16 protein-coding genes and 1 riboswitch are annotated in these 17,416 nt (G+C 70.3%); of the genes, 11 read left to right on the top strand and 5 right to left on the bottom strand.

Annotation, left to right across the window (positions count from 1 at the left end):
* Positions 1–33 precede the first annotated feature (33 nt).
* The 8 genes from HUT18_RS02430 (at position 34) to HUT18_RS02395 (ending at position 6,918) form a co-directional block, all read left to right on the top strand.
* A complete protein-coding gene (locus tag HUT18_RS02430; protein WP_176097372.1) occupies positions 34–951 on the top strand; it encodes a DUF881 domain-containing protein in 918 nt (305 codons plus the stop codon).
* Positions 948–1,280, top strand: a complete 333-nt coding sequence (locus tag HUT18_RS02425; RefSeq protein ID WP_176097370.1) for a small basic family protein — start codon at positions 948–950, stop codon at positions 1,278–1,280. Before HUT18_RS02430 ends, HUT18_RS02425 begins: the two co-directional genes overlap by 4 nt.
* A 5-nt stretch (positions 1,281–1,285) precedes the next feature.
* Complete coding sequence (locus tag HUT18_RS02420) at positions 1,286–2,164, top strand: DUF881 domain-containing protein (RefSeq protein WP_176097368.1); 879 nt, start codon at positions 1,286–1,288, stop codon at positions 2,162–2,164.
* 130 nt (positions 2,165–2,294) lie between these two features.
* Positions 2,295–3,212: an FHA domain-containing protein gene (locus HUT18_RS02415; protein ID WP_176097366.1), complete on the top strand. Its 918-nt coding sequence runs from the start codon at positions 2,295–2,297 to the stop codon at positions 3,210–3,212.
* A 43-nt stretch (positions 3,213–3,255) separates the two neighbouring features.
* Positions 3,256–3,969: a MerR family transcriptional regulator gene (locus HUT18_RS02410; protein WP_176097364.1), complete on the top strand. Its 714-nt coding sequence runs from the start codon at positions 3,256–3,258 to the stop codon at positions 3,967–3,969.
* Positions 3,970–4,043: 74 nt separating this feature from the next.
* Entirely contained in the window at positions 4,044–4,517 is a 474-nt protein-coding gene (locus HUT18_RS02405) for a bifunctional nuclease family protein (RefSeq protein WP_176097362.1), read from the top strand.
* A 219-nt stretch (positions 4,518–4,736) separates the two neighbouring features.
* Entirely contained in the window at positions 4,737–5,378 is a 642-nt protein-coding gene (locus HUT18_RS02400) for a MerR family transcriptional regulator (protein WP_176097361.1), read from the top strand.
* Positions 5,379–5,469: 91 nt separating this feature from the next.
* Entirely contained in the window at positions 5,470–6,918 is a 1,449-nt protein-coding gene (locus HUT18_RS02395; RefSeq protein ID WP_176097359.1) for a DNA polymerase IV, read from the top strand.
* Here HUT18_RS02395 and HUT18_RS02390 read toward each other — a convergent pair.
* Positions 6,837–7,211, bottom strand: coding sequence for a PRC-barrel domain-containing protein (locus HUT18_RS02390; RefSeq protein ID WP_176104243.1), 375 nt, complete (start codon positions 7,209–7,211; stop codon positions 6,837–6,839). The two genes, HUT18_RS02395 and HUT18_RS02390, sit on opposite strands and share 82 nt — an antisense overlap.
* Positions 7,212–7,340: 129 nt before the next feature.
* Positions 7,341–7,445, top strand: a riboswitch (glycine riboswitch).
* Positions 7,446–7,616: 171 nt separating this feature from the next.
* On the opposite strand from HUT18_RS02390, the gene gcvP reads away from it, so the two are divergent.
* On the top strand, positions 7,617–10,505 hold the full coding sequence (gcvP, locus tag HUT18_RS02385) for an aminomethyl-transferring glycine dehydrogenase (protein WP_176097357.1): 2,889 nt from the start codon (positions 7,617–7,619) through the stop codon (positions 10,503–10,505).
* A gap of 108 nt (positions 10,506–10,613) precedes the next feature.
* Here gcvP and HUT18_RS02380 read toward each other — a convergent pair whose 3' ends face one another.
* Positions 10,614–10,820 carry a DUF5999 family protein gene (locus HUT18_RS02380; RefSeq protein ID WP_176104242.1) on the bottom strand — a complete coding sequence of 69 codons (207 nt, stop codon included), beginning with the start codon at positions 10,818–10,820 and terminating at the stop codon, positions 10,614–10,616.
* 273 nt (positions 10,821–11,093) lie between these two features.
* The gene (locus HUT18_RS02375; RefSeq protein ID WP_176097356.1) at positions 11,094–11,675 is read right to left on the bottom strand and encodes a hypothetical protein; all 582 of its coding nucleotides are present in this window, start codon (positions 11,673–11,675) and stop codon (positions 11,094–11,096) included.
* Between the two features lie 490 nt (positions 11,676–12,165).
* Between HUT18_RS02375 and HUT18_RS02370 the strand changes: the two genes are divergently transcribed.
* The gene (locus HUT18_RS02370) at positions 12,166–13,686 is read left to right on the top strand and encodes a glutamate-cysteine ligase family protein (protein WP_176097354.1); all 1,521 of its coding nucleotides are present in this window, start codon (positions 12,166–12,168) and stop codon (positions 13,684–13,686) included.
* A 10-nt stretch (positions 13,687–13,696) separates the two neighbouring features.
* On the opposite strand, the gene HUT18_RS02365 is transcribed toward HUT18_RS02370, so the two are convergent.
* Positions 13,697–15,475: a substrate-binding and VWA domain-containing protein gene (locus HUT18_RS02365; protein WP_176097352.1), complete on the bottom strand. Its 1,779-nt coding sequence runs from the start codon at positions 15,473–15,475 to the stop codon at positions 13,697–13,699.
* 174 nt (positions 15,476–15,649) lie between these two features.
* Here HUT18_RS02365 and HUT18_RS02360 point away from each other — a divergent pair, with 174 nt between their 5' ends.
* Complete coding sequence (locus HUT18_RS02360) at positions 15,650–16,450, top strand: CPBP family intramembrane glutamic endopeptidase (RefSeq protein ID WP_176097350.1); 801 nt, start codon at positions 15,650–15,652, stop codon at positions 16,448–16,450.
* A 56-nt stretch (positions 16,451–16,506) separates the two neighbouring features.
* On the opposite strand, the gene HUT18_RS02355 is transcribed toward HUT18_RS02360, so the two are convergent.
* Positions 16,507–17,316 carry a PhzF family phenazine biosynthesis protein gene (locus HUT18_RS02355; RefSeq protein WP_176097349.1) on the bottom strand — a complete coding sequence of 270 codons (810 nt, stop codon included), beginning with the start codon at positions 17,314–17,316 and terminating at the stop codon, positions 16,507–16,509.
* Positions 17,317–17,416: the final 100 nt, after the last annotated feature.

The raw sequence follows: 17,416 nt of genomic DNA, 5'->3' as shown, positions 1-17,416 counted from the left end.
GCCATTCGGAGCTGACGCCCCCGACGTGCGACGATGTGCGGCATGCCGCAGCAGCCGCCCGATCGGAGTACCCCGCAGCGCCGCCCGCGCCCGGACGCCTCCATGTCGCTGCTGACCAATGTGATGGACCACAGCCTCGACGAGGGCTACGCGGAGGCCGCCGAGCGCAAGAAGGCGCGTGGCGAGGCGGGACTGCCGAGCCGGTTGCGGGCCAAGGTCGGGCTGGCCGTCGGACTCGTACTCGCGGCCGCGGTGGTCACCGTCGGCGCCGCCCAGGCGCGGATGGCCGCACCCGTGGTGGCCAAGGAACGCGAGGAGCTCATCGACCGCGTCGAGCAGGACACCGACCGCGCGGACCGGCTCGAGGACCAGGTCGACGCGCTGCGCGACGAGGTGAGCGCCCGCCAGGAGGAAGCCCTCAAGAAGCACGGCGGCCGCAAGGGCGAGCTGGTCGGGCTGCTGTCGGGCGCCCTCGCGGTGGAAGGACCCGGTGTCAAGCTCGTGGTCGACGACGCCAAGTCGGCCGAGTCGGAGGGCGGCGGCCCGCGCGAGAGTTCGGACTTCTCCGACACCGGCCGGGTCCGCGACCGCGACATGCAGCGCGTGGTCAACGGCCTCTGGGAATCGGGTGCGGAGGCCATCTCGATAAACGGTCAGCGGCTGACGGCGCTGTCCGCGATCCGCGCCGCGGGGGACGCCATACTGGTCGACAACCGGCCCTTGGTGCCGCCGTACACGGTGTTCGCCATCGGCGACGAGGAACGGCTCAGCCGGAAGTTCCAGGACAGCGCCGACGGGCAGTACTTGCACGCCCTGCAGGAGAACTTCGGTATCCGTACGGCCATTTCGGTCCAGAACGAGCTGAAGCTGCCCGCGGCGCCCAGCGTGACCGTCAGAACAGCAAAGCCGGAACCGGCGTCATCGCCGACAGCAGGGAAGGGCACATCGTGATCGCCGTACTGGGCCTCGTCGTGGGAGTCGTGGTCGGACTGTTGGTCCAGCCCGAGGTGCCCGCAGCCGTCGAGCCCTATCTCCCGATCGCCGTGGTCGCGGCGCTCGACGCGGTCTTCGGAGGTCTGCGGGCGATGCTCGACGGGATCTTCGACGACAAGGTCTTCGTCGTGTCGTTCCTCTCCAACGTGGTGGTGGCCGCGCTCATCGTGTTCCTGGGCGACAAGCTCGGGGTGGGCGCCCAACTGTCCACCGGTGTGGTGGTCGTGCTCGGCATCCGGATCTTCTCCAACGCGGCCGCGATTCGCCGCCACGTCTTCAGGGCCTGAGACACATGGACAAGGACGAACAGCCCGAGCACCGCTTCCGCAAGGAACTGCCCGCCGAGGTGCCCGCGGAGCACACACCGCGGGAGCCGGGTCCCACCGAGCGCTCCACCGCGGGAGCGGAGCCGGCCGGGTCCGCGGAGCGTGCCTCGCAGGCGCCCACGGAGTCCGGTCGGCAGCGGCTGGCCAAGAGTCTGTGGCCGCCGCGGGTCAGCCGGGCCCAGCTCATCGTGGCCGTGCTGCTCGCCGGGCTCGGCTTCGGTCTGGCGATCCAGGTGGCCTCGACGAACGAGAACAGTGCCCTGCGCGGTGCACGGCAGGAGGATCTCGTACGGATCCTCGATGAACTCGATGACCGTACACAGCGTCTGGAAGATGAGAAGCAACGTCTCGAGGACCAGCGCACCGGCCTGGAGAACAGCTCGAACCAGGCGGAGGAGGCACGGAAGCAGACCCTCGAGAAGGAGCGGCAGCTCGGTGTTCTCGCGGGCACCGTGGCCGCGGAGGGGCCCGGGATCACGGTGACGATCGAGGACACGAAGGGGGCGGTGGAGGCGGACATGCTGCTCGACGCCGTCCAGGAGCTGCGTGCCGCGGGGGCGGAAGCGATCCAGGTCAACGACGTGCGTGTGGTCGCGAACACCTATCTCTCGGATGCCTCCGGGGGTGGCGTGAGCGTGGACGGGAACAAGATCAGTGCGCCGTATCGTTTCAAGGTCATCGGGAAACCCGAGGATCTGGCTCCGGCGCTGAACATTCCCGGGGGAGTTGTGCAGACGCTGGAGAAGGAGCAGGCGACGGTGCGGGTGCAGGACGAGGAGAAGGTCGTCGTGGACGCCTTGCGACCTGCTGAAGAGCCTGACTACGCTCGGTCGTCGTCGCGGTGAAGAAATGGTGTATGGGGGCTGCCCGACGGGGGCATGGAATGGCGAGGGGTCGGCTCATTACGAAAGCCGTGTGTGAGGGAAACTGTTCGGCGGACAAGGACGTTGTGAGGGTGTCCGGGTCGGCCGGTGAGTGCACCGGTGTGAACATTCAGGGTTCGTCCTGTGCCACGGGCGGGTCTGTATCGGTCAAGGGGAATCGCCCGTGAAGTTGTTTGGCAAGCTGTTCGGCAAGAGCGCGCGTGACGGGGGTGCCCCGGCGACGGCGCGTCATCGCGCACCGCGGCCGGGTGACCCGGAGGCGCAGGGGGACGACCGTCCGCTGTTCCGGGACGAGGTCGGTGCTCCGCGAGGTGATATTTCCGGTGGTCAGGGCGCGTCATCCGTTGACCCTGCCGGTTCCGGCCCCATAGGTTTCACAGATCCGTCAACCTCGAGTGCGGGTGGAGGGTACGCCTCCGGCCCGTATGCGTCGCAGGCAGCCGCGGGGCAACCGCGGCAGGAGGATCCGTCCATGTCGCCCTTGGTGTGTACGAGGTGCGGGAACCGCAACGCGGAAGGCAGCCGCTTCTGCTCCAACTGCGGTACGCCGCTGCGGCCCGGCGGCGCCGGTGAGCGTCCGTCGGAGACCACTTCGACGATCTCCATCTCCGGTATCGAGTCCTACGAGCCGGACGCCTCGGGCCAGTCGCAGACGCCGAGCCTCTCGCAGGAGGCACAGGCGGCCGTCGACGCGCTGCCGCCGGGTTCCGCGCTGCTCATCGTGCGCCGCGGTCCCAACTCCGGCAGCCGCTTCCTGCTCGACGGCGACCTGACCACGGCGGGCCGCCACCCGCAGAGCGACATCTTCCTGGACGACGTCACCGTCTCCCGCCGCCATGTCGAGTTCCGCCGCCAGCCCGACGGCTCCTTCGGTGTGGCGGACGTGGGCAGCCTCAACGGCACGTACGTCAACCGTGAGCGCATCGACGCGGTGCCGCTCTCGAACGGCGACGAGGTGCAGATCGGCAAGTACCGGCTGGTCTTCTACGCAAGCCAGCGGGGCATCTGACCATCCCTCAGACTCCGTCCGGGGGGACCCCCAGGGAAGTGTCATGGTTCGAACCCCCAGCGGCGGTGCCCGCAGTGGCACCGCCGCGACGGATGTACGGCTGCTGAGCATCGGCAGCGTCCTGAGTGTGCTCCGGGAGGAATTTCCCGAGGTCACGATCTCCAAGATCCGCTTTCTGGAGGCGGAGGGGCTGGTCGAGCCGCAGCGCACGCCGTCCGGGTACCGCAAGTTCACCACCGACGACGTGGAGCGTCTCGCGCGCGTCCTGCGCCTCCAGCGTGACCACTACCTGCCGCTGAAGGTCATCCGCGACCAGCTCGACTCGCCCGACGGTGAGATCCCGGACATGACGGGCTCGGAACGGGCGGCGGGCGACGAGGAGTGCGGGCGCGCAAGGCTGGGCCGTGCCGAGCTGTTGGCCGCGGCGGGCATCGACGAGGACACACTCGTCGAGTGGGAGTCGTACGGCCTGCTCACGGCCCTGCCGGAGGGTGGGTACGAGGCCGAGGCGGTCACTGTGGCCACCCTTGTGCAGGAACTGGGCCGGGCCGGGATCGAGCCGCGCCATCTGCGGGTCCTGAAGGCCGCCGCGGAACGCGAGGCGGGCCTGGTCGACCAGCTCGTGGCGCCGCTGCGGATGCAGCGCAATCCGCGGACCAGGGCGCAGGCCGAGGCGCGCGCCAAGGAGCTCGCCGGGCTCACGGTGAGACTGCACGCGGTCCTGGTGCAGAACGCCCTTGGGGTGCGTCTGCCCTGATAAGGGCCTCGTCGAGGGCCGCGGACGGCCTGCCCGACTACCCAAAGGTGCCTGGCACGGCCTAGGGTTGCTGTGTGAACGAGCTCGACGTCGTAGGTGTCCGGGTCGAAATGCCCTCCAACCAGCCGATCGTGCTCCTGCGCGAGGTGGGAGGCGACCGCTACCTCCCCATCTGGATCGGGCCGGGGGAGGCCACCGCCATTGCCTTCGCCCAGCAGGGCATGGCTCCCGCACGCCCGCTCACCCACGACCTGTTCAAGGACGTGCTCGAAGCGGTCGGCCAGGAACTCAGCGAGGTCCGGATCACCGACCTCAGAGAAGGCGTCTTCTACGCGGAGCTCGTCTTCGCCAGCGGCGTCGAGGTCAGCGCCCGCCCGTCCGACGCCATAGCGCTCGCGCTGCGCACCGGTACGCCGATCTACGGCAGCGACGGGGTGCTCGACGACGCCGGTATCGCCATTCCGGACGAGCAGGAGGACGAGGTCGAGAAGTTCCGGGAGTTCCTGGACCAGATCTCGCCCGAGGACTTCGGCACCAGCAATCAGTGACCGGCCGGTCGGGACGCGGTGCAACGGTGCGGCACCCGTGACGACGACCGGCGCTCGGGCTCGTCCCGTCTGCGCATTCGGCTAGCCTTTCCCCGCGGCGGGGCGGGAGAAACCACTCTCGGGGTGATAATCACTCGGCGTGGCGAGTGCGGCGATCGTTGACGCACCCCTGGTGACTGCCTACGGTCGTGAAGGCAGGTCAAGGACGCGGAGGTCGGCGTGAGAAGCAGCGGCGACGGTACGACTGGGGGAGTTCCCGGGCGCAGCCTCGGGGACGGTGGTCCGTACCAGCTTCAGGGCAGCAGGGCCGATCACGATCATTCGCCCAAGCTCGCCGTCACGGCGTCGGCGGCCGAGGATCCGGGGGCGGGGGACATCGGATATCGCGGTCCCACCGCCTGCGCCGCCGCGGGCATCACCTACCGTCAGCTCGACTACTGGGCCCGCACCGGCCTGGTGGAACCGACGGTGCGTCCGGCCCACGGTTCCGGTACGCAGCGCCTGTACAGCTTCCGCGACGTCGTCGTACTGAAGATCGTCAAGCGTCTCCTCGACACCGGCGTCTCACTGCAGAACATCCGCAGCACCATCCAGCACCTGCGCGAGCGCGGTTTTCGCGACCTCGAGCGGATGACGCTGATGAGTGACGGCGCGACGGTCTACGAGTGCACCTCGCCCGACGAGGTCCACGATCTGCTCCAGGGCGGCCAGGGGATCTTCGGCATCGCGGTGGGTGTGGTCTGGCGGGACGTCGAGAGCGCGCTGTCCCAGCTGCACGGCGAGCGGGTCGACACCGGCGAGACGCTGGTTCCGCACCACCCGGCCGACGAGCTGGCGCGGCGCCGCAACCGGGCCGTCTGAGCCGTCGGACCCGGCACCGGACCGGCATCGCGGACGTCTGCCGGGCCGGTCGATGGGCCGGTTGTCAGTGGCGTGCGGGAGCATCGGACATGTGAGGTCCGCGCCCACCATCCTGCATCTGGACATGGATGCCTTCTACGCCTCGGCGGAGCAGGCATCCAAGCCGAGCCTGCGCGGGAAAGCGGTGATCGTCGGAGGTCTCGGGCCGCGCGGGGTGGTGGCGACGGCTTCGTACGAGGCGCGGGTCTTCGGTGTCCGCTCGGCGATGCCGATGGGGCAGGCGCGCAGGCTCGCCCCGAACGCGGCGTATCTGGTGCCGCGCTTCGGTCTCTACCGTGAGGTCAGCGAGCAGGTCATGCGCCTGCTGAGGGAGCTGTCGCCGCTCGTGGAGCCGCTGAGCCTGGACGAGGCCTTCGTCGATCTGGAGACCACGGGTGCGGCGGCCGACGCGGCGTCGGCGCGGGTGGTCGGTGAGCGGCTGCGCGCGGACATCAGGGCGGCCACCGGTCTGACCGGGTCGGTGGGGCTCGCCGCGTCCAAGATGCTCGCCAAGATCGCCTCCGAGGAGGCGAAGCCGGACGGTCTCGTGCTCATAGAGCCGGGCACCGAGCGGGAGCTGCTCGGGCCCATGCCGGTGCGCATCCTGCCGGGCGTCGGCCCGGCGACCGGAGACCACCTGCGGCGGGCGGGCATCACCACGGTCGGGGAGCTGGCGGAGGCGGGCGAGGAGGAGCTGGTCCGGCTGCTCGGCAAGGCGCACGGGGAGGGGCTGTACGCGATGGCCCTGGCCCGCGACGAGCGTCCGGTGGTGGCCGAGCGGGACGCCAAGTCGGTCTCGGTGGAGGACACCTACGACGTGGACATCCACGACCGGGTGCGGGTGCGCTTCGAAGTGCAGCGGCTGGCCGACCGCTGTGTGCACCGGCTGCGCGAGGCGGGTCGGTCGGGCCGCACGGTCGTACTGAAGGTGCGCAGGTACGACTTCTCGACGCTCACCCGGTCCGAGACCCTGCGCGGACCCACCGACGACCGGACCGTCGTGCGCGAGGCGGCGGCCCGGCTCCTGGAGTCCGTCGACACCACCGGCGGCGTACGACTCCTCGGCGTCGGGGTCACCGGCCTGGCGGACTACACGCAGGAGGATCTGTTCGCCCAGGCGGCGGGCGGGGCGGAGCCGGATCCGGAGCCGGGGCACGAACCGGCGCCGCAGACGCCCCAGGAGACCCCGGCGCCTGCCGAGGCCACCTGGCACGCGGGTCACGACGTACGGCACAGCGAGTACGGGCACGGGTGGGTGCAGGGCAGCGGCCTCGGCAGGGTCACCGTGCGCTTCGAGACGCCCGGCTCGGCGCCCGGGAGGGTGCGTACGTTCCGCAGCGACGACCCGGACTTGGAGCGGGCGGAGCCGCTGCCCCTGGTGTCGGCGCTGCCGGTCGATCCGGCCCGGGCGGGCGGTGCTCAGGCCTCTTCGGAGCCCGCGAGTCGGCCGAAGTCGCGGTCCGGCGGTGGCGGTGAGGCGGGGGCGATGTCCAGTCCGTAGTGGCGGTAGAGCTGGAGTTCCTGCTCGGGGGAGAGGTGCCGGCCGACGCCGAAGTCCGGGGCGTCCTTGATCAGGGCACGGTCGTAGGGGACGCGCAGCGTGTCCTCGGCGAGCTCGCTCGGCTCCAGGGGGACGAAGGCGTCCCGGCCGAACAGACCCGTCCGTATGGCAGCCCATTCCGGCTCGCCCGTGGCGTCGTCGAGGTAGACCTCGGCGATGGTGCCGATCTTGGCGCCGGTGCGGTCGAAGGCCTTGCGGCCGATCAGCTTGCGGGGATCGATGTCGGTCTGCACGTGCTCCTCCAAGTGGCCGGAACAACTGGGCGCAATCATCCGTAAACACTACGAAATAGCAGAATGGAGATTGCGGCCACTTGAGCGATGGGTGGCCGGGGACGCGCTGGTAGGCTGGCTGATGGCTGTCGACCCCGTGCGGGAGAGTCCCGGGCCCGCTGACACAGCGAGCCGGGGCGCCGAAGGAGCAAATCCTCCCCGGAATCTCTCAGGCACCCGTACCGCACGGACGAGGTCACTCTGGAAAGCAGGGCGGACGCGACGGCTTCCGCTCTCACCGACGGTGAAAACCGGCCGCAACTGGCCCGGTGAAGCTCTCAGGTCGAGATGACAGAGGGGGAGGCCGTCAGGGCACCGGTGCCGAGGTGCCCCCCGAAGGTCGTACACGACCAGGAGGCCTCCGACATGACCCGTATTCCGCTGACGCGACTCGAGCAGGGCACGCCCTTCGAAAAGCGCCACATCGGTCCCGATTCCGAAGCCTGCGCGAAGATGCTCGCCCAGGTCGGCTACGGCTCCCTCGACGAGCTCACCGCCGCCGCGGTGCCCGATGTGATCAAGAGCGCCGAGGCCCTCGCGCTGCCCGGCGCCCGCACCGAGCCCGAGGTGATCGCGGAACTGCGCACGCTGGCCGACCGCAACCAGGTCCTCGGCTCCATGATCGGACTGGGCTACTACGGCACCTTCACGCCGCCCGTGGTGCTGCGCAACGTCATGGAGAACCCCGCCTGGTACACGGCCTACACGCCGTACCAGCCGGAGATCTCGCAGGGCCGCCTGGAGGCGCTGCTCAACTTCCAGACGATGGTCGCCGACCTCACCGGGCTGCCCACCTCGGGTGCCTCGCTCCTGGACGAGGGCACCGCCGCCGCGGAGGCGATGGCCCTCGCGCGCCGGGTGGGCAAGGTCAAGAACGGTCTGTTCCTCGTCGACGCGGAGGTGCTGCCGCAGACGATCGCCGTGCTCGAGACCCGCGCGGAGCCGACCGGCGTCGAGGTCCTCGTCGCCGATCTGTCCGAGGGCCTGCCCGCCGAGGCCGTCGAGCGCGGCATCAGCGGTGTGCTGCTGCAGTACCCCGGCGCCTCCGGTGTCGTACGCGACATCAAGCCCCTGATCGAGCAGGCGCAGGAGGCCGGTGCCGTCGTCACCGTCTGCGCCGACCTGCTCGCCCTGACCCTGCTGAAGTCGCCCGGCGAGCTCGGCGCCGACATCGCGGTCGGCACCACGCAGCGCTTCGGTGTCCCGATGGGCTTCGGCGGACCGCACGCCGGTTACATGGCCGTCCGCGAGAAGTTCGCGCGCAGCCTGCCCGGACGTCTGGTCGGCGTGTCCGTGGACGCCGACGGCAACCGGGCCTACCGCCTCGCGCTCCAGACGCGTGAGCAGCACATCCGCCGTGAGAAGGCGACCAGCAACATCTGTACCGCCCAGGTGCTGCTCGCCGTGATGGCCGGTATGTACGCCGTCTACCACGGTCCCGAGGGACTGAAGGCGATCGCCGGGCGCACCCACCGCTACGCCACGATCCTGGCCGCGGGTCTGCGCGAGGGCGGCGTCGAGCTGGTGCACACCGCCTACTTCGACACCCTGACCGCGCGGGTGCCCGGCCGGGCCGAGGCCGTCGTCGCGGCGGCCCGCGAGGGCGGCGTCAACCTGCGTCAGGTGGACGCCGACCACGTCTCGATGGCCTGCGACGAGACCACCAACCGCGCGCAACTGGCCGCCGTCTGGCAGGCGTTCGGAGTCCCGGCGGACCTCGAGCGCATCGAGGCGCTGGACGCCGAGGCCGCGGACACGCTGCCCGAGGCGCTGCTGCGCACCGACGAGTACCTGACCCACCCGGTGTTCCACGAGCACCGCTCGGAGACCGCGATGCTGCGCTACCTGCGCCGCCTCGCGGACCGCGACTACGCGCTCGACCGCGGCATGATCCCGCTCGGCTCCTGCACGATGAAGCTGAACGCCACCACCGAGATGGAGCCGGTGACCTGGCCGGAGTTCGGCGCGCTGCACCCCTTCGCGCCCGCCGAGCAGGCCGAGGGCTACCTGACCCTGATCCGGGAGCTGGAGGAGCGCCTCGCCGAGGTCACCGGCTACGACAAGGTCTCCCTCCAGCCCAACGCCGGTTCGCAGGGCGAGCTCGCGGGCCTGCTCGCGGTGCGCGCGTACCACCGCGCGAACGGCGACACCCGGCGCACCGTCTGCCTGATCCCGTCCTCCGCGCACGGCACCAACGCGGCCAGCGCGGTGATGGCGGGCATGAAGGTCGTCGTCGTGAAGACCGCCGAGGACGGCGAGATCGACGTCGAGGACCTGCGCGCCAAGATCGAGCAGTACCGCGACGAACTGTCGGTGCTGATGATCACCTACCCCTCGACGCACGGCGTCTTCGAGGAGCACGTCGCGGACATCTGCGCCGCGGTGCACGACGCGGGCGGCCAGGTCTACGTGGACGGCGCCAACCTCAACGCGCTGGTCGGCCTCGCCAAGCCCGGTCACTTCGGCGGCGACGTCTCGCATCTCAACCTGCACAAGACGTTCTGCATCCCGCACGGCGGCGGCGGTCCGGGTGTGGGCCCGGTCGGGGTACGGGCGCACCTCGCCCCGTATCTGCCGAACCACCCGCTCCAGCCCGCGGCCGGGCCTCAGACCGGTGTGGGCCCGATCTCCGCCGCTCCCTGGGGCTCGGCGGGCATCCTGCCGATCTCGTGGTCGTACGTCCGGCTCATGGGCGGCGAGGGCCTCAAGCGCGCCACCCAGGTGGCGGTGCTCAGCGCCAACTACATCGCCAAGCGGCTCGAACCGCACTTCCCGGTGCTCTACACCGGCCCGGGCGGCCTGGTGGCGCACGAGTGCATCATCGACCTGCGTCCGCTGACCCAGGCCACGGGCGTGTCCGTGGACGACGTCGCCAAGCGGCTCATCGACTACGGCTTCCACGCGCCGACCATGTCGTTCCCGGTGGCCGGGACTTTGATGATCGAGCCCACCGAGAGCGAGGACCTGGCCGAGCTCGACCGCTTCTGCGAGACGATGATCGCCATCCGCGCGGAGATCGAGAAGGTCGGCACCGGCGCGTGGCCCGCCGAGGACAACCCGCTGCGCAACGCCCCGCACACCGCGGGCACGCTTGCCGGGGACTGGGACCACGCGTACAGCCGCGAGGAGGCGGTCTTCCCGAGCGGTGTCAGCGCCGCGGACAAGTACTGGCCGCCGGTGCGCCGCATCGACCAGGCTTTCGGCGACCGCAACCTGGTGTGCTCCTGCCCGCCGCTGGACGCGTACGAGGACTGACGGTGAGCGGTCCGTCCCCCGTTCGGCGGGTGGGCGGACCGGACACAACTCGGGGCCGCTCCCGGTCGATTCGGCCGGGAGCGGCCCCGAGGGCGTTCTGTGCGGTGGTCAGGCCGCCCGGACGACCCGCCCTGCGGCCAGCGGCCGGTGCGGGGCGATGATCTGCCCGTTGGGCAGCAGCTCACCGGTGTCCTCGAACAGCAGCACGCCGTTGCACAGCAGGCTCCAGCCCTGTTCCGGGTGATGCGCCACCGGGAGTGCGGCCTCCCGGTCGGCGGATTCTGCGGACGGGCAGGCTGGCTGGTGCTTGCACATGGCTGGGATCTCTCGCTGCGTCGTGATGTCTGTCCTGCGGCCCGGCTCGGCGCTGGTGCCGCCCCCCGTGTTCTCGTTCATGCCGCCCCCGTGTGGTGTGGAGTCTTCCTGTTCCCAGTGTTGCCCTGCGGGTGCGGATCCGCAGGGATTTCGCCGCAGCTCCCGTCACAGGTTGATGACGCCTCGCTCGTATGAACGGTTCGGCCGGGGTTCACCGTCACTTCGGGTGGTCCTTGCCCACCCGGCCGTGCCATGGCGCGTGGCCCGGACGGATCAGGCGGTGGTCCGCAGCAGGGGCGCTGCCAGGCGAAGGCTCAGCAGCGGCCGCAGTTCCGCCACCTGGCGCGGCCGGTGCGCGGCGATGCCCGGCGGTGCGGGCGCCAGCGGCACGAGCAGGTCGGTGGGGGCGGGACTGCCCGCGGCGCCGTCCGCGGCGCAGTCGCCGTGCAGCCACAGCGTCAGCATGTACAGCTCCGGGACCGACAGCAGACGCACCTGGTGCGGGCCCGCCAGGGCCTCGGCCTGTCGCAGCGCGCGCTCGGTGGCCGTCACGTACGGGCCCTCGAAGAAGTGCGAGAAGGCCCAGCCGTCCGGCGTCGGACGGGTGTCCGCCGCGGCGAGCACGTGCTCGGCGCCCCGGATCAGAAAGCGCCAGCCCGCGAGCCGGGTGCTCAGGACGCCGTCCTGCGGGATCCGGTCGAGCACGTGCAGCGGCAGCGGGAACTCGGCGGAGAGCGGCCCGCCGGCGGTCCTGAGGGAGGGAGTGTGCGCCTCGTCGACCGCGGTGGGCGAAGCGAGTGCGGTGAGGACGCTGCGCAGGGCGGGCGCCGGGGCAGGGGGCACATGCAGCGGCATGATGGGTCGCCTCTCATTTGACAGGCAGGAGGAAGCGAAGGCAGTGCAGACAGCGCTGTCGGCTCAGCTCTCGGGGTGCGAGGTGAGTGGGCTCGCGTATACCGCGGGGCACCAACTCTCCGCCTCGTCCGCGAAGTTTATACGAAGGATGTTCACGTCGCGTTTCCGCTAGCCCTTATGGATATCGCGGGCAAGGGCGTATTCGGACGGCGTTCGAAGGTGCGCTTCCGCATTTCGGGGCGAGTGCGGGCGCGTGACCTGCGGCTGTTAACCCGCTGCGGACGGCCGAATATCGTCCGCGATTTCACGGATCGCCTTTCACAACCGTCCCGGGAATGTGCTCCAGGCCTGTGCCCGGTGAATGTGCCACTTCTCAGCCTACTGTCCTGGTGGTCCATGACGGGGGGCTTGTCGATCACTTTAGCGGGCATCATGGAGCGTGACACCGCGGCCGGATCTTTGGGCTGCCCGATCGGGGAAGGATGCTTCGATGGGCGAGAAGGTCGAGGCGGAGGTGCGGGGGCTCGCCGACCGCCGTCAGTACCGCAGGAAGCTGCACATGTGCCTGGCGGGGCTGGAGCGGTTGCTGGACGAGGAGCGGTTCGACAGGCCCCGGAATCTCATGGGGCTGGAGATCGAGCTGAATCTGGTGGGCAGTGACGGTCTGCCGCGGATGCGTAATGCGCAAGTGCTGGAACGTATCGCTTCGACGGATTTCCAGACCGAGCTAGGAATGTTCAATCTCGAAGTGAACATCGCTCCGCACCGGCTGACCGGCCGCGTTCTCGACCGGCTCGCCGAGGAGTTGCGGACCGGGCTCGCCTATGCGGACCGCAAGGCCGGTGAAGTGTCCGCGGGGATCGTGATGATCGGCATTCTGCCGACGCTCGACCAGGAAGATCTGGTGTCCGCGAATCTTTCCGCCGGCGATCGCTACACCCTTCTCAACGATCAGATGCGCGCGGCCCGCGGCGAGGATTTCACGCTCGATATCGACGGCGTGGAACGGCTCATCGGCACCTCCTCCTCGATCGCCCCCGAAGCGGCGTGCACCTCGGTGCAGTTGCACCTGCAGGTCACCCCCGAACGGTTCCCCGACGTGTGGAACTCGGCGCAGGCACTGGCCGCCGTGCAGGTGGCCATAGGCGCCAACTCGCCGTTCCTGTTCGGCCGTGAGCTGTGGCGGGAGTCCCGGCCTCCGCTGTTCCAGCAGTCCACCGACACCCGGCCCGAGGAACTCCGCGCCCAAGGGGTGCGTCCGCGCACCTGGTTCGGCGAGCGCTGGATCGAGTCGGCGTACGACCTCTTCGAGGAGAACCTGCGGTACTTCCCGCCGCTGCTGCCGATCTGCGACCCGGAGGACCCGCTCGCCGTACTGGATGCGGGCGGCGTACCGAAGCTGTCCGAACTGGTCCTGCACAACGGCACCGTGTACCGCTGGAACCGGCCCGTCTACGACGTCCGCGACGGGCGGCCGCACCTGCGCGTGGAGAACAGAGTGCTGCCCGCCGGTCCGACCGTCACCGACGTCATGGCCAACACCGCCTTCTACTACGGCGCGATCCGTGCCCTGGCCGAGGACGCCCGGCACCTGTGGGCCCGGCTGCCGTTCGAGGCGGCCGCCGCCAACTTCGAGACGGCCTGTCGGCACGGCATCGACGCCGAGCTGGAGTGGCCGCGGCGCGGACGGCACGGCGGCACCGTACGGATGCCCGCCGTCACCCTGGTCCTGGAGGAACTGCTGCCGCTCGCCGCGGCCGGGCTCGACGCCTGGGGCGTCGAGCCCGTGGACCGGGACCACTATCTGGGCGTGATCGAGGAGCGGTGCCGCCGCGGGGTCAACGGCGCTTCCTGGCAGGCGGACACCTTCCACCACGCCCTGGACAGCGGCCTCGACCGGCGTACCGCCCTGGCGGCGACGACCCGCCGCTACGCCGAACTGATGCGCACCGACGCCCCGGTGCACACCTGGCCCATCGGCGTACCGGCGCCCGCGCTGCCGGGGCGGTGAGCGCGGCGGTTCAGCGCTGGGAACGGAAGCCCGAGGTCATGATGGCCTTGAGGATCACGGACTGGATCACCGTCGGGTCGGACACCTGCTCGCTGGTGCCGCCGGTGGCCGAGGCGATCTGCTCGGCGTCGTCCTTGTCCGCCTCGGGGCCGAGGGCCACCGTGATGACCGGCAGGGGCTTCTTCGGGTCGGACAGGTCGCGCAGTTTGCGCAGCAACGCGGAGCGGGTCAGCGGGCCGGTGTCGTTGCTGCCGTCGGTGACGATGACGACAGCGTTGAACTTGCCCTCCACATAGGTGGACGAGGCCTGCTGGTAGGCGGCGAGCACCGCGTCGTACAGACCCGTGGTGTCCGAGGCCGAAGGCGTCAGGCCCTCCAGCGCCTTCTCCATGTCGTCGCGGTGCGAGCCCTCGCCGAGCGCCCGGGTGGGGACGATCTTCTTGAAGTCACGGTCGCCGTCGAGGTCCGCGCCGAACTTCCACAGGCCGATCTCGTCGTGATCGGTGAAGGTCTTCAGCCCTTCCAGGAACGAGTTCTTGGTGAGCGTCAGCCGGGGCAGGCCCTTCTCGGGCACGATCTGCGCCATCGAACTGGAGACGTCGGCAAGGCTCGTCAGACGCACACTCTTGACGGTGATGGTCCACATGCCGAGCGACTCCTGGAGGTCGCCGGGGCTCGGCTGGGTGGCGTCCTCGTCGTCGTACGGCTGCGGCGAACGGCTTCCGGCCGCCGTGGCCACGGTGGTGGCCGAACCGCCGACGCTGGTGCGGAAGCCCTGCTCACGCAGGATGCGCCGCCCTTCCTCCTCGCCGAGCAGGGTCATGAAACGCAGCGCGGCGCGGGACTCGTCCGTGGTCATCGAGGGCTCGTCGACCAGGGTGTACGGGTAGTCGAGCTGTGGCGAACCGTCCTCGGGGTGGAACAGGTTGACGTCGCCGTCGGACTTGGCCTTCGCGTTGTGGCGGAAGGCGGCCTGCTCGGAGACGATCAGCGCCTCGGTGGCGCGCTTCCCGTCGTCCTCCGGACCGGCCAGGGTGTCGAGAACCTCGGTCGCGGGATCGGCCACGTGGTCGCGGAGGTACTTGGCGAACGTCGCGCCGCGTGCCTCGCGTTGCTTGTCGGGCTTGCCGCCCGGCTTGCCCTCGGACATGGCGAGCCGGGACATCGCGAACAGGCCGGTCGCGCTGCGCCCCGGGTCGGGCAGACTCAGCCGCAGGCCGCCCTTCTTGAGCGAACTGTCCGCCAACTCGCTCCAGGAGTACGTCTTGTCGGGCCAGCCGAGCTGCTCCGCCTTCTCCGGGCGGGCCGCCATCGCCAGCGGTGACGCGGCGACATTTCCGGCCGGGGTCAGCTGCACCACACCGGTGCCGGTGCCCCCGGTGCCGTCGACTCCCTGGACGCCCTGCACCCACATCTGCGAATCGGGCACCCAGACCTCGTACTTCGGGGGCTTCTTGGCGCTGTGCAGATCATTGGCCGTCCGGTACGAGTCCTGGGCCGTGATGTGGATGTCCATGCAGTGGCCGTCCGACTTGATCTCCTGCTCGCGGGAGTAGTCCGCGGCTTCGCGCAGGGCGGGGGCCACGTCGGGGGCGGCCACCACGTCCAGACGTACGGCTTCGTCCGTGCAGGAACTGCTCGACAGCCAGCCGCTCTGGTAGGAGACCACGCCGGCGGCGGTGATGCTCAGGACCAGCGCCGCGGCGATCGCCACGTAGCGTCGGCGTGCGCCCGGATGTGGCGGGGTTGGTTCCGCACCGTACTCTTCGGGCAGGTTGTGACGTCCCATGGCGTTGCTGCGCCTTCCTGGCCAAGCCTCATTCGCGTGCCGGTCAAGGGAGGGACGGGAATGCCCGGACGGCGGTTTCCCTCTGCTTGTCGTACGCGATCTTCGCAAGTCTGTTCGCGAGGGTAGCGGGACGAGTGAAGGGTGTGAGGGTGGTTTGCTCAACTGGAGGCGCGAGTGCGGTCGAAGGATGATCCGGTGGCCGATTTCTTTCCACGAGAAGGCCGATCAAGGAGTGTCCTACGGCAGGAAACACTGCTCGTACTCGCGCTGTCACTCGGCGCGAGTGCGGTGTCCGCACTGGTCAGCTTCGTGGGCTCGGTCACAAAGCCGGGTGGTCTCAAGGACCAGGCGGCCACCCTCAACTCTTCTGCCGCGCCCGGCCGTCCGTGGCTGGACCTCGCCTGGCAGCTGTTCGGGATCACCACCGCTCTGGTGCCCGTGGCACTGGTCGCGCATCTGCTTTTGCGTGAGGGGAGCGGGCTGCGCGCGCTCGGCTTCGACCGCACCCGGCCCACACCCGACCTCCTGCGCGGAGCCTGTGTCGCCGCCGTGATCGGCAGTACCGGCATCGCCTTCTATCTCGCCGCCCGCGGCGTCGGCTTCAACCTCACCGTGGTGCCCGAGGATCTGCCCGACGTGTGGTGGAAGTACCCGGTCCTGATCCTGTCCGCGATCCAGAACGCCGTCGTCGAGGAGGTCATCGTCGTCGGCTACCTGCTGCACCGGCTCGGGCAGTTGGGCTGGTCGCCGACGAAGGCGCTGGCCGCGAGTTCGGTGCTGCGCGGCTCGTACCACCTCTACCAGGGCATCGGCGGCTTCATCGGGAACATGGTCATGGGTGTGGTCTTCGTGCTGCTCTACCGCCGCTGGGGCCGGGTCGGCCCGCTCGTCGTGGCCCACTCCCTGCTCGACATCGGTGCCTTCGTCGGATACGGGCTGCTCGCGGGCCGGGTGGACTGGCTGCCGACCGCCTGACCCGGTCCGGCCCGGACATCGCGCGCCCGAGGGTGCCGACGGCCGGGCCGTGAGGCTCAGGCGTGCAGTTCCCCGTCGATGACGGTGACCGCGTGGCCGGTCAACAGCACGCGCTCACCGCGCAGTTCGGTGCGCACCAGGCCGGAGCGCGCGGACGCCTGGAGGCCGGTGAGCAGGACGTTGCCCAGGCGGTGTGCCCAGTACGGGGCGAGCGCGGTGTGCGCGCTGCCGGTCACCGGGTCCTCGTCCACGCCGACGTTGGGGAAGAAGCAGCGGGAGACGTAGTCGTAGCCGCGGCCCGGCGCATCGGCCCGTGCGGTGGCGATGACGCCGCGTCGTGAGTACGCGGCCAGGGCGCGGAAGTCGGGGCCGAGGCCGCGCACCGTGCTCTCGTCGGCGAGTTCGACCAGGAGGTCGCCGACGTACGGCCCGGTGTCCTGCACGGACACCGGATCGGCGCCGAGCGCTTCGGCGAGCCCTTCGGGCGCGGTCGCCGCGGTGAGCGGGGCCGCCGGGAAATCCATTCCGTACGAGCCGTCCGGATGCCGGGCGGTGGTGAGGGTGCCGCTGCGGGTCGCGAACCGCACCTCGCCGTCGACGGCGCCCGAGTCGAACAGGACGTGCGCGGTGGCCAGTGTGGCGTGCCCGCACATGTCCACCTCGGCGACCGGCGTGAACCACCGCAGCTGCCAGTCCGCTCCCGAGCCCCCGGCATCGGGGTGGGCGAAGGCCGTCTCGGAGAGGTTGACCTCGGCGGCCACGCGCTGCATCCAGGCGTCGTCCGGAAAGGCGTCGAGCAGTACGACCCCGGCCGGGTTCCCGGCGAAGGGGCGGTCGGTGAAGGCGTCCACGATTCGAATCCGCATGCCACGACGCTAGGCCGCCCGGACACCGGCGAGCCAAGGCCAATGCGCCACAAGTGGACCGAAGCCCTTCCGTCGCTGTATCCCCGCCGCCTCGCCGCCT

It is taken from the genome of Streptomyces sp. NA04227, from assembly GCF_013364195.1.
GTDB lineage: Bacteria > Actinomycetota > Actinomycetes > Streptomycetales > Streptomycetaceae > Streptomyces.
Note: the sequence above shows the minus strand (reverse complement) of the source record. Positions and strands in the feature narration are given on the sequence as shown.

What these genes read in the sequence shown, in the direction of transcription:
- HUT18_RS02430 (WP_176097372.1), top strand. Translation starts at nt 34, where the DNA reads ATGTGCGGCATGCCGCAGCAGCCGCCCGATCGGAGTACCCCGCAGCGC.
- HUT18_RS02420 (WP_176097368.1), top strand. Translation starts at nt 1,286, where the DNA reads ATGGACAAGGACGAACAGCCCGAGCACCGCTTCCGCAAGGAACTGCCC.
- HUT18_RS02410 (WP_176097364.1), top strand. Translation starts at nt 3,256, where the DNA reads ATGGTTCGAACCCCCAGCGGCGGTGCCCGCAGTGGCACCGCCGCGACG.
- gcvP (WP_176097357.1), top strand. Translation starts at nt 7,617, where the DNA reads ATGACCCGTATTCCGCTGACGCGACTCGAGCAGGGCACGCCCTTCGAA.
- HUT18_RS02380 (WP_176104242.1), bottom strand. Translation starts at nt 10,820, where the DNA reads ATGTGCAAGCACCAGCCAGCCTGCCCGTCCGCAGAATCCGCCGACCGG.
- HUT18_RS02375 (WP_176097356.1), bottom strand. Translation starts at nt 11,675, where the DNA reads ATGCCGCTGCATGTGCCCCCTGCCCCGGCGCCCGCCCTGCGCAGCGTC.
- HUT18_RS02370 (WP_176097354.1), top strand. Translation starts at nt 12,166, where the DNA reads ATGGGCGAGAAGGTCGAGGCGGAGGTGCGGGGGCTCGCCGACCGCCGT.
- HUT18_RS02365 (WP_176097352.1), bottom strand. Translation starts at nt 15,475, where the DNA reads ATGGGACGTCACAACCTGCCCGAAGAGTACGGTGCGGAACCAACCCCG.
- HUT18_RS02355 (WP_176097349.1), bottom strand. Translation starts at nt 17,316, where the DNA reads ATGCGGATTCGAATCGTGGACGCCTTCACCGACCGCCCCTTCGCCGGG.